Below are 14501 nucleotides of genomic sequence, written 5' to 3'. Positions count from 1 at the left end.
ATGAGCAGATGAGCGAGAGCAGCGGACGCGCATCCGACTCCCCCGCTGCCGAGCGCACCGCGACCCAGCGGGATGTTGCTCTGCTAGCGCATGTCGACCGGGCGACGGTGTCGCGGGCCCTCGATCCAGAGCGACGGCATCTGCTCACGCCCGAGACGGTGCGTCGCGTGGTCGATGCTGCCGATGCCCTGCGGTATCGCCCCAACACACTCGCCCAGGGGCTGCGGAGACAGCGCTCGAACATCGTGAGCCTCTCCGTACCGCGCGCCCTCCGCGAGCAGATCACCGACTTCATCGAGGGGGTCGAGGACCGCCTCTGGAGGGGCGGGGTGGCTCTGGTCGTGAACTTCGGCGACGACAGCCGTCTCCTCCGTGCATCGAACGGTCTGCTCGACGGGTCGATCGTGCTCGTCTCGGACGCGCGCGCCGTCGACCGCACGTCGTTCGTGCACCCGGTGGTCACCGTTGGCTTCGAGCACGAGCAGGGTCTCGACGTGGTCGTCGATCAATCGCACGGCGTCGCGCGAGCTGTCGAACACCTGCATCGGCTGGGCCACCGCAGGCTGGCACTGCTGGCCGAGCCGCCGTCGACCCCGCTCGGACAGCGCTTCCGGGAGGCGTTCGCGGCGGCAGTCGAGCGCCTACCGAGCGACGTCACCCCGATGTACGCCACGTTCATCCCGAAGCGGCCGTCGTCGGCCCCCGAAGCATGTCAGGGCTTACTGACCCGGCCCCATCGCCCCACAGCCATCTTCGTGACCGACGGCGGAGCGGCCGCCGGTTGCTACGGAGCCGCGCGTATGGCAGGTCTGCGGGTGCCCGACGACGTGTCCATCATCGGCTACGGCGACCCCTCGGCAGCCCCGTACCTGGTGCCGCCGCTGACGACGATCGCGGTGCCGACGCGGCTCGCGGGCCGGCGGGCTGCGGAGCGGCTGCTCGCGGCGATCGACAGCGAGTCCATGGCGACGATCTCTCTCAACCCCCACCTGCTACAGCGCGGATCCACCACGGCCCCGCGCTGAGCTCAACGGCAACTCCCTCTTCGGGGCGATGGCGATCGACACCAGCTGGCAGCGACTAGATGTACCCGGTCATGAGGTTGGTGTCAGTCGGCTGATTGGGGGTTTGCCTCCGGGAGCTGAGTGGTGTCGTTCATTGTTGTAGTGCTCGAGCCAGGGCGCTAGGGCAGCGGTGCGGTCGGTGTTGCTGGTGTAAGGCCGGCGGTAGGCCCACTCGGTCGCGAGGGTCCGGTTCAGGCGTTCGACTTTTCCGTTCTGCCAGGGGCAGTGGGGTTTGATGAATTTCTGGCGGATGCCATGGTCGGCGCAGACATCTCGGAGTGAGTGCCGGTATGCCCAGGCGTTGTCCGTGATCAGCCGGTGGATGGTGATCCCGTGAGCGGCGAAGTAGGCGATGCCGCGGGCCAGAAACGCAGCGCAGGTGACGCCCTTCTCGTCCGTGAGGACCTCGGAGTAGGCAAGCCGGGAGTGGTCATCGATCAGGGAGTGGACGTAGTCGAAGCCCACGACGGTGTTCCGGTCGCGCTGGATGGATCCGCTCGCGCGGCCATGGGCTTTCCACCCTCCGCCGTCGGGGATGCGACCGAGTTTCTTCACGTCCATATGGACCAGCTCGCCCGGAAAGTCTCGCTCGTATCGGATTGTTGTGGTCTTGGATGCGCGGATCAGCTGACCTGTGATGGGGTCCAGCGCGGAGAGGTGGGGGCGGGCGTTACGGGCCAGGATTCGGGAGACCGTGCGGGGTGCGACGCCCGCTTGGGCCGCGATCCCGTCACGGCTGAGGCGTTCGCTGTCACGCACCCGGAGAGTCGGACGGCGCGCCTCATGACGTGCGGAGTGGGGATCGCGGCAGCCCCCTCCGGCCACCGCGCGGCTAGGCCGTGCGGGTCAAGGCCTCAGGCGATGCGCCCTCGACGAACAGCATGCTCACCCGCGCCTTGTCCGTTCGGATCTGACGGGCCCGCCGGTACTCGGCAGAGTCGTACCCTGCCGGATCCGATCCACGTCGGGAAACTCGATGACCACGAATCCGGACGAATCCCACGTGCCTTCGATGGGCTTTGGTGCGGGCCCCACGACTAGGTAGTGGCCGCCGTAGTCGTTGACGATGACCTAGGCAGGCGCGCGATTCTCCTCGGTGACCAGATCGAGGCCTCGAGGTAGAGGTCGGAGCGCCGGTGTATCCAACAGAATCTTCGCAGCACTCCGATCCACTGGCGGACCGGCGGGGAAGGACCTCATGAAGATACGTCGAGCCGCGGTTGGGCCGGCCGTGCTGGGCAGGGTGCGCATCCGCTCCGATGACGGGCTCGTTGGGGAATCGTTGTTCGGCTCACTGATCGGCCGGGGAGGAACTCCGGGCCCGCAGGTCGCCAACTTGCTCGATCCCGGGCTCCTCGGCCGCAACCCGGTTCGCCGACCCGCAGGCCGTCGGAGCTGTCGACGTGGCTCTCTGGGACATCGCAGGCAAGGTAGCGGGGCTGCCGATCCATCGTCTGCTCGGCACCCACCACACCCAGGTGAAGTCCGGTTTCGCGTCGTGGTACTACAACGACACTGATCGCGGCATCGAACTCGCGCGACGGGTTCGCGAGGCGGTGGGCGATTCGATGGACCTGATGCTCGATCCCCATGGCGCCTACAGCTTCGCCGATGCGTTGAGGGTGTCCGACGCCGTGCACGAACTCGGGTTCCTCTGGCTGGAAGATCCCTTGAACGCCCACGATCTCTACGCGTATTCGAAGCTCTGCGAGAAGGCACGACTGCCGATCATCGCCACCGGGCTGTCACCGATCGACCTCCGCGCCTACGCACCGTGGATCACCGGGCGCGCCACGGATGCACTCCGCGGCGACGTCGCGCTGAAGGCCGGACGGGTGGAGATCCTGTCGGCCGACGCACCCGGGCGGTACACGCTCGACTCTTTCAACTGGGGGCTCGCCGAGCCGTGGGCCATCGACCAAGGCCTCGTATCGGCGCCGACCGGCCCGGGTCTCGGCGTGCGGTTGGACGAGGACCTGCTCCGTCACTCGCAGGTCGCCGTGCTGCGGTGAGCGTCAGCTGCGCGCCACCGGCGAGACCTCCACGCCGAGCCAGGCACCGTGGACGATGCGGCGAACATCCTCCGCCGTGACGGGCCGCGGATTGGCGTAGGACTCCTTCATCGCGAGTTCCACCACCAGCTCGACGTCCTTCAGGTCCATCCCGAGCTGTGCGAGGCCGACGGGAGCGCCGAGGGACCGGCTGAGGCGCTGGACCTCGGCGGCGGGGTCGTCGGTCGCCAGCCGGTCGCGCAGGATTCGTTCGGCGTCAGGCGCCGCCGGGAGGTTGAATCTCATCACGTGTGGGAGCACGACGGTGTGGGTTTCGGCATGCGGGAGATCGAGGGTGCCGCCCAGCACATGGCAGAGCTTGTGGTGCAGCGACATCGTGGTGGCGCCCAGAGTCACGCCGCACAACCACGCGCCGTACAGGGCCTCCGATCGCGGGCCGATGCCTCCGGGATCGGCGGCGATCGCCGGGAGAGCCGAAGCGAGGGCACCCACGCCCTCGGCGGCGATGAGCGAGATGATCGGTGAGGCGTCGGGGGCGTACAGCCCTTCCACAGCGTGTGCGATGGCATTGAAACCGCTGGTGACGCAGAGACCGAGTGGAAGACTCAGCAGCAGTTCCGGGTCGTAGAGAACGCTCTTGGGCAGCACGGCCCGATCGCGTCCGGTCTTCTTGCGGCCGTTCTCCGTCAGACCCCAGATCGGCGTCATCTCCGATCCGGCGAAGGTGGTCGGCACGGCGATGATCGGCATCCCGAACTCCAACGCAAGGGCCTTGCCGAGACCTGTCGTCGATCCTCCGCCGACCGCCACACAGCCGTCGGCGCCCAGACGCTGCGCCAGCTCCTGCACCGCTCGCGCCGTCTCGACCGGCACGTGCATCTCGGCCTGATCGAAGACCCCCACACTGAGTTCCCCCAGTGAATCGGAGATCTCCGCGGCCAACGGCGCCTGGAACTCGGTGGACAGCACGATCACCTTCTGCAGTCCGAGCGCCCGGATCTCCTCCGCTGCGGCGAAGCGGCTGCCGGCCGCGAATCGAACCCGCATCGGCAGGGCCTCGTAGAAGAAGTCACGCATGTGCCACCCCTTCCGCGGGCTCGACGACGACGTCGAAGACGGCGTGCCGGAATGGCGACCGCACACCGAACGCTTCGGCGAGGGCGGGGTCGTCGACCACCGCGAACTCTTCGATCAGGTCGCGTTTGACCGCGAACACCGCGTCGGAGTCGATGTAGCTGCTGCCCGCGACGAACACATGGGTGGTGAGCGTCTCGAAGCCGGGCGCAGACACGAGAACGTGGATATGCGCCGGCCGGTAGGGGTGGCGATGCGTCGCCCCGAGGAGTTCTCCCACCGGTCCGTCGGTCGGGATCGGATAGTGGGCGGGCACGATGGTGGTGAACCAGAGCCGCCCTTCCCGATCGGTTTCGAACAGTCCCCGGCCGTTCCCCACCGACTGAGACTCGGGAACCTGGACGTCGTAGAACCCGTCGGCGTCGGCCTGCCAGACGTCGACGGTGGCGCCCCCCACCACCGATCCGTCGACGGATCTGACTCGGATCTCCACCACACACGCCTCCCCAGCGCTCTGCGGGGAGATCTCATCGCCCGACCGCCGGACCGGGGATTCCACCAGATGGAACGGCCCGAGCACTGTCGACGCGGTCGCCTCCGGAGTCTCCGACCCGTTCAGGGTCTCGACCAGCATGGACACCCCCAGCACGTCGGAGAGCAGGATGAACTCCTGCCGCACCGCCGTGCTGGTCTGCCCGGTTCGGGTCAGGAAGTCGATGCCGAGCTCCCATTCCTCGATCGAAGGATGGATCTCGGTGATGAAGTCGTGCAGGTGCCTGGTGAGCGACTCGAGGATCTCCTTGAGCCGGGCGTCGGGCGTTCCCGCGAAGCTCCCGATGACTTCTTCGGTCAGACCGCGGCCATACAGGTCGTGCGCCATGTTTCTCCCTCTTCTGTCTCTCGTGGTCGCGCGCCGCTCCCGCCACGCGAGGTCAGTCATTCCGTCTTCGATCGGCGGGAGAGGAAGGTCGACAGCGCGACGGCGATGATGAGCGCTGCGCCGTTGAACACGGCCGGCACCCAGTCCGCGGCACCGGAGAGGCGCAACCCGCTCACCGAGACTGCCACGAACACCACGCCGATGATCACGCCGAGCACGTTGTACCGCCCTGGGGTGATGGCCGTCGCACCCAGGAATACTGCGGTCAGTGCCGGGAACAGCAGATCGGTTCCCGACCCCACCAACCCGCCCCCATTCCGGGCCGTGAGGATGACGCCGGCAAGGCCCGCCAGCGTTCCCGACGCCAGGAAGCTGATGAAGACGGTGCGGTCGACCCGGATGCCCACCAGGCGCGCCGCCGACGGGTTGATGCCCACCGCGTAGAGCCGGCGACCGAGTGGGGTCTGGGACAGCACGAACCAGCAGACCCCGGCGACGACGACCAGGAGCCAGATGCCGCGCGGCACCCCCAGCCATTGCAGCGACCCGAAGTCGCGCAGCGACTGATCGATCCCGCTCGTGATGTCGACCCCTCCGGTGTACCACTGCACCAGTCCGGGGATCAGGGTCGCCATACCGATCGTCACGACGAAGGCGTTCAAGTGGAATCGCGCCACCAGTACAGCGTTGACGAGTCCGACGAGGCCGCCCGCGACGACGGCCGCGACGATCGCCAGGACCAGCGGGGCCCCTTGGGATTGCACTGCCGCGCACACCACCGAACTCGCGACGGCGGTAGCGCCGACGGAGAAGTCGAAATGCCCGCAGATGAGCGGGAAGATCGCCGCGATCGCGATGATCGAGACCACCGGCGTGTTGGCCAGGATCGCTTGCACGTTCGCCGCCGAGGTGAAGGCGGCCGAGCTCTCGGGGAGCACGGCGAAGAGCAGCCAGACGACGACCACCAGGGCGACGAGACCGAAGCGTTCCCCGATGTCGCCGAGGTGCCGTGGCGCAGCGATCGTGGCTTCGGGCTCCGCGACGGTCTTGGTGGATGGTGAGAGTGTCATGGCCGTCCTTCTTGGGATGCGTAGCAATGCGAGACGAGAGCGGGGATCGAGGCCTCGGCGTGGGCGAGTTCCGCCACGATCCGGCCGTCCCGCAGCACGACGACGCGGTCGCACAGATTGGACAGCTCCTCGAAGTCGGATGAGGCGATCACCACAGCAGTTCCGTTCGCCGCGATGGTGCGCAGCTCGGAGTAGATCTCGGCACGCGCCATCGCGTCGACCCCCTGGGTGGGCTCGTCGAGGAGGATCGTGCCGGGTGAGCGCTGCAGCCACCGGGTGAGCACGACCTTCTGCTGGTTACCGCCGGACAGCGCCGTGATGGGGAGCTCCGGCGAGGCCGACTTGATGCGGAGCTTCCCGGCCTGCGATTCGTACTCCGAGAGTTCCTTGCGCCGACGGAGCCGGCCTCCCGCGACGAAGGCCGGCAGATTCGCGATGGTGGAGTTCTCCCGCACCGACATCGTGGCGAAGAGCGCATCCTGACCGCGATCCTCGGGAATGAATCCCACCCCGCGACTCATCGCCTCCTCGAGCGACCAGCGCTCGACGGGCTCGCCGCCGACCTCCACGATCGCCTCGGCGGGCGCGTCACCGAACAGAGAGCGCAGGAGGGTCGATCTGCCCGATCCGAGGAGCCCGGCCACGCCCAGGATCTCGCCTCGGCGGACGGTCAGCTCGACGTCGAGGAGCGGCCCGGTGGAGAGCCCGGCCACGGAGAGCGCCGGCTGCTCGACTCCGGATCGCTGCGGCACCACCGGATAGAACTCCTCCAGCGGTTCGCCGGCCATCAACTCCACGATTTCGTGTTCAGAGAGGGCCGCAAGCGGGCGGGCAGCCACCACCAGTCCGTCCCTCAGCACGGTGATGTCGCTGGCCAGTGACCTCAGTTCGCCGAGGCGATGGCTGACGTACAGGATCGTCTGCCCGGCGTCGGCTCGTCGCCGCAGGGCCTCGAGGAGGATGTCGACCTCATGGCTCGGCAGGCTGGCGGTTGGTTCGTCGAGCACGAGCACGCGATGGCTCGCCGCGTCCGCGTCATCCGGATCGCTGAGCGCTCGTGCGATGGCCACCATCGTCTTGGTCGCGGGGCGCAGGTCTCCAGCGCGCTGCGTCGGGCGAGCATCCACCTCGAACCGTTCGAGGTTCTCGGCCACCCTCTTGTTCAGCCGCGACCAACGGATTCCGGCGAGACGCCGCGGGAAGCCGAGCGTCAGGCCGAAGTTCTCGGCAACGGTGAGATCGTCGAAGATGCCCGGGTTCTGGTGAACGAAACGGAGCCCGAGGCCGTGTGAACCGCTCGGGGTGAGGCGGTGGAGCTGCTCTGCCGCGCCGTCGACCTCGACCGTTCCGTCGTCGGCGGACTCGACGGCCGCCAGGAGCTTGATGAGGGTCGACTTGCCGGAGCCGTTCCCACCTGCCAACGCATGGATCGTGCCCCGCGCGACGGCGAGGTCCACGCCCCGCAATGCGGGCGTTCCGTTGTATGACTTCCGGGCGCCCGAGACGAGCAGGGAAATCTCTCGCACTCGGGCGTCCGGAACCGTCATCACTTGCCCCATGCGGCCTGGTAGGCGGCGACGTAGTCGACGGGAGGCACGTAGCCGCCCTCGGCGGGCAGGTTGTTCTCGCTGTCGACGGCCTGGAAGCTCATTCCCTGGGCCACCGGCACTTCACCGGCGAAGACACGGTTCATCGTGTCGATCGCGCCGTAGCCGTACCACCCGATCGGCTGGCCGATGGCAGCCGACTGACCCTGATCGTCACGGACGAGATCGAGATTCGGCGCGAGGCCCTCTCCTCCGATCAACGCGAGGTTCTCGCGATTCGGCGACGACGTCACGGCTTGCGCCGAACCCGAGAGCACCAGCGAGTCGAGCGGAATCGAGATCCACTCCGCCTCCGGGTACTTCAGGAGTGCCGACTCGATGATCTGCCGGGTGGTGGCGAAGGTCTGATGCGTCACGTCGACGGTGTGGACGGTGCAGTCCGGGCACGCGGACATACCCTCGGCGAACCCTTCGGAGAGGGCGGCACCGATGTTAGTGCCCTTGAAATCGAGCTCGATGACCTCGGCCTCGCCACCCGAACGGGCGATGATCCAGTCGGCCCGGGCCTTGCCGATCGCCGTCTGATAGGCCTCGTTGGTCGGATATTCCTCCGAGGGCTGCACCGACGCCGTGAACAGCGCCGCGCCGTCGGCCGTCGCTCCCTCGTCGCAGTCGAAGCCCCAGAAGTTGACCGTCGCGATGCCGGCGGTCTTCGCTTCCTGAAGCGGTTCCTTGATGGCGTTGCAATCGATCGCCTCGGTCACGATCCCGTCGACGCCCGCCGCGATCCCCTGGCGGACACACGCGGCGAAGGCGCCGCCGTCGTTGAGTTTGCCATCGCAGACCTGCGCATCCCAGCCGAGCGACTCCGCCGCCTCCTGAGCAGCGGCCGCGCCGACCGAACAGCCGATCGCGCTCTGGCCGCACGAGACGATCCAGACCGACTTACCGGTCTCCGGCGTTGGCGCCGAGTCGGGTGGGGTGCCGTAGTCGCCTGTGGCGAGGGCACCGAGGTCCACTTCGCCGGCACCTGACGGCGCCGCGGTGGAGCCGCTGCCGGTGGTGGGGCTACTGCAGGCGGCCAGTGTGGCGACGGCCAGGAGGATGACGAGCGTTGACGCGCCTTTGCGCCAGCGTGATATCGAGTCCATTTTCAACCTTTTCTCGGGTGGGGTGTTCAGGGATTGAGGGTGGTGGCGGATGCTGAGGCGTTGATGACGGCGAGGAACAACTGCATCAGTTCATCGCCCGCGCGCTCGGCAGCCGGGGAAAGGCCCGGCATGCCGAAGAACGGATGGATCAGGGCCGGATAGGAGCGGAATTGCGTCGGCACGTCGGCGCGCAGCAACGCGGCCGCGTACGCGGTGCCGTCGTCGCGCAGGGGATCGAACCCGGCCACTCCGATGACAGCCGGCGCCACGCCCCGAAGGTCTGCCAGGGCCGGAGACACGTCGGGCGACTCGACATCGCCGGGCTCCGAGAGGTACTGGGAGCGCACGACCCGTATGTCGTCCCGCGTGAAGAACAGGCCCACGGCATTCTCCTCCACCGAGGGGTACTCTCTCGTCATGTCGGTGAACGGCGATGCGAGCAGCTGCGCCGCGATCGGGACGCCCCGGTCGCGCATGTGACGGGCGGCCACGGTGGCCAGGTTGGCGCCACTGCTCTCCCCCGCCACGGCGAGTCGGGACGGGTCTCCCCCGAGCTCGCCGATGTTCTCGTTCGCCCACACCAGGACGTCGATCGCATCCTGTACCGCAGCGGGAAACGGATGCTCCGGAGCGAGCCGGTAGTCGACGGACACCACGACCGCGCCGAGACTGTTCGACATCCGCTGGGCCACATCGAGGAAGAGAGAGGCACGCCCCATCAGGAAGCCGCCGGGGTGGAAGAAGACCACCGTGGGCGTGGAGTCGATGCCATCGACCGCGGGACGGACGATCTGAACGCCGGTGGAGCGAGCGCCTACCACGGCCTCTTCCACCGATGCCACGGGGGCGAAGGTCGACGGCTCCCAATGACCCGTGATGGCCGCCTCCATCCGGCTTCTCATCTCCTCGGGGGCCCCGGCGAACGACGATGGCGCGCCTGCTTGCTCGAGCATGTCGAGGAAGCCCTTGATCTGCGGGTCGATGATCTGGGGGTCTAGCGGCATGTTCTGCTCATTTCTCGGTAGCGGTGAATGGTCGGGCCGGACTGTCAGGGAGCGAGCAGCCGGTCGTGCGATTCCTGGGCGGCGGCGCGGATGGCGTCGAGATCGACGCCGAGCAGGCGGCCATCCCGCTTGAGGATCCGGCCGCCGACGATGACGGTGTCGACATTTCCCGGGTGGGCCGCCGCGACGATCGCAGCCGTCGGATCGGTGACCGGGAAGAGGTTGACATCGGTCGCCCGGATGAACACGATGTCGGCCTGATACCCCGGCGCCAGTGTTCCCACCCGGTCTCCGAGGCCCAACGAGTCCGCTCCTCCGGCTGTCGCCAACCGGAAGACATCGGCCGAGGTGAGTTCGCTCGGCGCCGCCTGCACGCGGCTGCGACCCTCGTTCACGATGCTGCGATGCGCCGCCAGGGTGGCCCGCATCTGCACGAACAGGTCGGCAGCGCCTGAGGCCTCGGTGTCGGTGCTCAAGCCGGTGACGATGCCCCGGTGCAGCAGCCTGTCGATCGGGCTGTAGCCGATCCCTCCGACGGCGAACTCGTGCTGGGGGGCGATCGACGCCGTCACGCCGTACTCGGCCATCAGATCGAGTTCGACATCGCTGCTCTCACTGCAGTGCACGAAGTTGAGGTCGGATCCGAGCAGTCCCAGCTCGTTCAATGCGGCGATGGCGGCGAGCGCGCCGCGCTCCCGCCCGCACCCCATGTGGATCGACGTGCGGATGCCGAGATCCCGCGCCATCTCGATGTCGTGCCGCGAGACGTCGCGGGTCGAGAGTTCCGGTCCCCGGCCGGCCAGTTGGAGGGTGACCCGTCCCGCATCATCAGACAAGCGTTGTTCTCGGATGCGCCTTAGGTCGTTGCTATGATCGCGTGAGCTGTCGGCGATCCAGTCGAACAGGTCGACGCACGGCCAGCCGTGACCGAAGACGGCGCGGATTCCCGAGTCCTCGAGAGCATCGATCGCCCGATCGCTGTGCGCCGGTGAGTTCTGGATGTGCGACCAGTCCATCAAGGTGGTGGTGCCGGCATCGATGGCCGACAGCGCGCCGAGCAGATTGCCCGTATAGACGTCGTCGGGGGTGTACCTCGACCCGCGGGCGCCGAACATCTCGCCGAAGTAGGTGTTCAGGTCGATGTTCGTGCAGCGGTGACGGATAGCCGATTGCCAGGTGTGCTTGTGCGAGTCGACAAAACCGGGAATCACGATCATCCCGGTCGCGTCGACGATGTCTGCTTCGGGCGCTGAGATGTCGCGGCCGACCTCGACGATCGAGTCGTCTTCGATGAGCATGTCGCCGCCAGGCAGCTCCCCCAGCACGGAGTCACCGGTCACGATGTGACCACCTCGGATCAGGGTCCTCGAATTCACCATCAGCGTGCTCCTTCTAATGCAACGGCGGCCGACGAGGAGCCGAGCGCTCGTTCTCGAGCGGTCCGGATCTCGGCATCGGTGGGAGCCGATGTCCAGGCCTGCGCCACGTACGCATCCGGCCGGATCAAGGCGGCCACCACATCGGCGTGGCCGAGCGCTCCCTCCAGATCGGTGCTCGTTCCGTACCCGAAGGCGCTAGGCAGGTCCCGAGGAACCGCGCTGTCGGGGGCCTCGACGAACACGAAGTCGGATTCTGCCGCTACCTGGGTGTACGCGCCTCCCCCGCTGAGGACAATCTGCCCGACCCGGGAACCGACGGCAGGGTGATCCCCGTCGACCACCGGGTAGCGGGTGCCGAAACCGCTCAGCCGGTCTCGCAGCACAGCGTTCACCTCCGGGATCGGAACGATCTCCTGCTCCAGGAAGTCCTTGAGCTTGAGGCCGCCTTCCGAGAAGTCGAAATGCAGGCTGGTCTGGGTGTCGACGTCGTCCATCAGCTTCTGCAAGACGGGGAACCGCTCGGTCTGGTAGGTGTCGAGCAGGCTGTCAGGGGCTGCACCCACGGCGACTGCGCCGAGCTTCCAGCCCAGATTGAAGGCGTCCTGGATGCAGTAGTTCATACCGATGCCGCTCGCCGGGTAGTGCACGCGCGTCGCCTCGCCGACAAGGAAGACGTTCCCCTCCCGGAAGCGGGGCACCATCTTGTGCGCGTCGCCATAGCGAGACATCCGATGAGCGGTGGTGAATCCGAGGTCGGAGCCGAAGATCGCGACCAAGCTCTCACGCACCTCGTCTTCGGTGACCGGGACCGAGGTGGGAACGTTCCTGCTGGCTTCGGCGACGATGATGAATCGAGTGGTGTTCACGCCGAAGGGATAGGTCAGGATCCAGCCCGCCTCGTTCCGCTTCATCTGCATCGAAGCGGCCCAGGGGAAACTCAAGTCGGCATCCACCGACATCGCCGTCATGGTGATCTCACGCCCTTCGAAGGGGATTCCGGCCGTCGCACGCACGTGGCTCCGGGCCCCGTCAGCCCCCACGAGGTAACGGGTTTCGACCGTCACTGTGACGCCCGCCTCATCAACGAGGTCCACGGCCGTGAGATCACCCTGAGCACGGTGTCCGGCGTAGCGAACACCGCGACGTACCTCGGCGCCGGATTCGACCGCCCATGCCCGCAGCAGATGCTCTGTCGTGGTCTGCGGCAGGATCAGGGCATAGGGGAAGTCGCTGTCGAGCTGGTCGTAACGCAGACCACCAAGGCCCGCGTACATGTAGATCGGCACCTCGAAGTCGGGGCGCCACTCCGCTGCGGCCGCCCGGAACCGGCCCATCAAGCCTCGCGCATCCAGGAGCTCCAGCACGCGAGGCTGGATGACTCCGGCGCGCGACGGGGAGTCCCCGGTGCGCTTCTCCGCAACGATCACCGAGGCGCCGGCTCGTGCCGCTTCTGCGGCCACGGTCGCGCCGGCCGGACCACCTCCGATTACGAGAACATCTACCGGGTCGGACGATTTCACTGTGGACAACTCCTCATCATCGAGTGTGCCCGCCTAGCGCCCGATTGGGCGTCTAGCGGTCAGCGCTGTGGTTGAGTACGAGTGTCTTAGTCCATGGACGGGTTGTCAAGCCCAAAATATCGAGCGAACGCAAGGAGATTGGCGAATGACCGCGATGCGAACGTTTCGCCGTTGCTGATCCGGCCTGCACTCTGTATGGTCAGGTTGATGATCAATCTGCCCGTGCAGGAGGGGTGACCGTGTCTCGAGACGACGCAGGACCGGATTTCGTCGAGGCGATCGCTCGAGGAGTGGACGTGCTCCGATGCTTCGGCGAAAGCCGATCGCCGATGACGCTCAGCGAGATCGCAACGGCCACCGGCCTGGCACGGGCGACGGCTCGCCGCATCATCCTCACCTTCGAGCATCTGGGCTACATTCGCGCAGTCGCCGAGGGCTACACCGTGACGCCGAGGGTGCTCGAGTTGGGCACGGCGCACACGCTGTCCTCGGGCATCTGGGAACTCGCACGCCTTCACCTGATCGACCTCGTTCAGGCCACGAATCAGGCCGCCTCCATCGCGCAGCTCGATGGATCGGACATCATCTACGTGGCGCGAGTCGCTGTGCCGAAGATGGTCACGCTGGTGGTGACCGTGGGGATGCGGCTTCCCGCGGAGAGTACAGCGCTCGGCAAGGTGCTGCTCTCCTCCCTGAATCCCGACGAGCTCGACGTCGCGCTGGCCACGCCGCACCGATCGGCGGTCGCTCCGTTCCGGGCGCAGGACCACGATGAACTGCGTGCGGAGCTCCGCGAAATCCGCGCCCGGGGGTGGGCGCTCACCGACGAGGAGCTGCACCCGGGCGTGCGCTCCGTCGCTGCCCCGCTCCGGAACGGGGAAGGCGCGATCTTCGCCGCGGTGAACATCGCGGCCCTGGCGTCGGAGATGGATCTCACCGAGCTCACCGACCGATGTCTCCCCCTGCTGCTTCGCGCGGCTGGTCAGATCAGCGCCGATCACGTGCTGCTCTCGAAGGCGCCGGTTGCGACCGTCGCCTCAGAACCTCCCCTGTGAGGTGCGGTTTCCACCGCGCCCGACCCGACCCATCTCGAGACCGATCACCACGAAGGAGATCACCCATGCCCGAAACACCGTCGACGACGACGCTCCCGATCGTCACCCATTGGGTGAACGGACGACAGCTGCGCGGCACCGGAGGGCGAACAGCGCCGGTGTACGACCCCGCTCTGGGCGTGCAGACCAAGCAGGTCGCGCTGGCCGGCCAGGCAGAGATCGACGCGGCGGTGGCGGCCGCGCACGCGGCCTTCCCGGCCTGGCGTGATCTGTCGATGACCAAGCGGCAGGGCATCCTGTTCGCGTTCCGGGAGTTGTTGAACGCGCGCAAGGGCGAGCTCGCAGAGATTCTGACGAGCGAGCACGGCAAGGTGCTGTCGGATGCCGCGGGCGAGATCACGCGTGGCCTGGAAGTGGTGGAGTTGGCGACGGGGTTCCCGCACCTGTTGAAGGGTGAGTATTCGGAGAACGTGTCGACCGGGGTGGACGTGTACTCGACGAAGCAGCCGTTGGGTGTGGTGGGCATCATCAGCCCGTTCAACTTCCCGGCCATGGTGCCGATGTGGTTCTTCCCGATCGCGATCGCAGCGGGGAACACGGTCGTGCTGAAGCCGAGCGAGAAAGACCCGTCGGCAGCGAACTGGCTCGCCGCCCTGTTCAAGGAGGCGGGTCTGCCGGATGGCGTGTTCAACGTGTTGCACGGTGACAAGGAGGCCGTCGACGGGCTCCTGAACCATGAGGACGT

General features: G+C 67.2%; 14 protein-coding genes. 4 read left to right on the top strand and 10 right to left on the bottom strand.

Going from position 1 to position 14501, the window contains the following annotated elements; genetic code table 11:
• Nucleotides 1–8: 8 nt before the first annotated feature.
• Entirely contained in the window at nt 9–1025 is a 1017-nt protein-coding gene (locus BLW00_RS21300) for a LacI family DNA-binding transcriptional regulator (protein ID WP_092558066.1), read from the top strand.
• Between the two features lie 69 nt (nt 1026–1094).
• On the opposite strand, the gene BLW00_RS21295 is transcribed toward BLW00_RS21300, so the two are convergent.
• On the bottom strand, nt 1095–1889 hold the full coding sequence (locus tag BLW00_RS21295; protein ID WP_281242441.1) for an IS481 family transposase: 795 nt from the start codon (nt 1887–1889) through the stop codon (nt 1095–1097).
• A 60-nt stretch (nt 1890–1949) separates the two neighbouring features.
• Nucleotides 1950–2132, bottom strand: a complete 183-nt coding sequence (locus BLW00_RS24470) for a DUF1330 domain-containing protein (RefSeq protein ID WP_407650989.1) — start codon at nt 2130–2132, stop codon at nt 1950–1952.
• Nucleotides 2133–2407: 275 nt separating this feature from the next.
• On the opposite strand from BLW00_RS24470, the gene BLW00_RS21285 reads away from it, so the two are divergent.
• Entirely contained in the window at nt 2408–3076 is a 669-nt protein-coding gene (locus BLW00_RS21285; RefSeq protein WP_139256837.1) for an enolase C-terminal domain-like protein, read from the top strand.
• Between the two features lie 3 nt (nt 3077–3079).
• On the opposite strand, the gene BLW00_RS21280 is transcribed toward BLW00_RS21285, so the two are convergent.
• The 8 genes from BLW00_RS21280 to BLW00_RS21245 are packed head-to-tail and all read right to left on the bottom strand — an operon-like array spanning nt 3080 to nt 12701.
• Nucleotides 3080–4153: a maleylacetate reductase gene (locus BLW00_RS21280; RefSeq protein ID WP_092558062.1), complete on the bottom strand. Its 1074-nt coding sequence runs from the start codon at nt 4151–4153 to the stop codon at nt 3080–3082.
• Nucleotides 4146–5030 (bottom strand): dioxygenase family protein, encoded by an 885-nt coding sequence (locus tag BLW00_RS21275; protein WP_092558060.1) that lies wholly within the window; start codon nt 5028–5030, stop codon nt 4146–4148. Before BLW00_RS21275 ends, BLW00_RS21280 begins: the two co-directional genes overlap by 8 nt.
• Nucleotides 5031–5086: 56 nt before the next feature.
• Complete coding sequence (locus tag BLW00_RS21270; RefSeq protein WP_092558058.1) at nt 5087–6100, bottom strand: ABC transporter permease; 1014 nt, start codon at nt 6098–6100, stop codon at nt 5087–5089.
• Nucleotides 6097–7626 carry a sugar ABC transporter ATP-binding protein gene (locus BLW00_RS21265; RefSeq protein ID WP_175494513.1) on the bottom strand — a complete coding sequence of 510 codons (1530 nt, stop codon included), beginning with the start codon at nt 7624–7626 and terminating at the stop codon, nt 6097–6099. Before BLW00_RS21265 ends, BLW00_RS21270 begins: the two co-directional genes overlap by 4 nt.
• A gap of 20 nt (nt 7627–7646) precedes the next feature.
• Nucleotides 7647–8798, bottom strand: coding sequence for a sugar ABC transporter substrate-binding protein (locus BLW00_RS21260; protein WP_092558054.1), 1152 nt, complete (start codon nt 8796–8798; stop codon nt 7647–7649).
• Nucleotides 8799–8824: 26 nt separating this feature from the next.
• On the bottom strand, nt 8825–9802 hold the full coding sequence (locus BLW00_RS21255; protein ID WP_092558052.1) for an alpha/beta hydrolase: 978 nt from the start codon (nt 9800–9802) through the stop codon (nt 8825–8827).
• A gap of 44 nt (nt 9803–9846) precedes the next feature.
• Nucleotides 9847–11181, bottom strand: coding sequence for an amidohydrolase family protein (locus tag BLW00_RS21250; protein ID WP_092558050.1), 1335 nt, complete (start codon nt 11179–11181; stop codon nt 9847–9849).
• Nucleotides 11181–12701, bottom strand: coding sequence for an FAD-dependent oxidoreductase (locus BLW00_RS21245; RefSeq protein WP_175494512.1), 1521 nt, complete (start codon nt 12699–12701; stop codon nt 11181–11183). Before BLW00_RS21245 ends, BLW00_RS21250 begins: the two co-directional genes overlap by 1 nt.
• A gap of 233 nt (nt 12702–12934) precedes the next feature.
• Between BLW00_RS21245 and BLW00_RS21240 the strand changes: the two genes are divergently transcribed.
• Both BLW00_RS21240 and BLW00_RS21235 read left to right on the top strand, forming a co-directional pair.
• A complete protein-coding gene (locus BLW00_RS21240; protein WP_322788353.1) occupies nt 12935–13756 on the top strand; it encodes an IclR family transcriptional regulator domain-containing protein in 822 nt (273 codons plus the stop codon).
• Between the two features lie 65 nt (nt 13757–13821).
• A partial coding sequence (locus BLW00_RS21235; protein WP_139256836.1) for an aldehyde dehydrogenase family protein occupies nt 13822–14501 on the top strand: 680 nt, incomplete at its 3' end.

Source organism: Herbiconiux ginsengi (genome assembly GCF_900107435.1).
Taxonomy (GTDB): Bacteria; Actinomycetota; Actinomycetes; order Actinomycetales; family Microbacteriaceae; genus Herbiconiux; species Herbiconiux ginsengi.
Note: the sequence above shows the minus strand (reverse complement) of the source record. Positions and strands in the feature narration are given on the sequence as shown.

Bases quoted from the DNA above. Each gene is read 5' to 3' on its own strand.
- BLW00_RS21255 (WP_092558052.1), bottom strand. From the start codon at position 9,802: ATGCCGCTAGACCCCCAGATCATCGACCCGCAGATCAAGGGCTTCCTC.
- BLW00_RS21280 (WP_092558062.1), bottom strand. From the start codon at position 4,153: ATGCGTGACTTCTTCTACGAGGCCCTGCCGATGCGGGTTCGATTCGCG.
- BLW00_RS21250 (WP_092558050.1), bottom strand. From the start codon at position 11,181: ATGGTGAATTCGAGGACCCTGATCCGAGGTGGTCACATCGTGACCGGT.
- BLW00_RS21270 (WP_092558058.1), bottom strand. From the start codon at position 6,100: ATGACACTCTCACCATCCACCAAGACCGTCGCGGAGCCCGAAGCCACG.
- BLW00_RS21260 (WP_092558054.1), bottom strand. From the start codon at position 8,798: ATGGACTCGATATCACGCTGGCGCAAAGGCGCGTCAACGCTCGTCATC.
- BLW00_RS21300 (WP_092558066.1), top strand. From the start codon at position 9: ATGAGCGAGAGCAGCGGACGCGCATCCGACTCCCCCGCTGCCGAGCGC.
- BLW00_RS21275 (WP_092558060.1), bottom strand. From the start codon at position 5,030: ATGGCGCACGACCTGTATGGCCGCGGTCTGACCGAAGAAGTCATCGGG.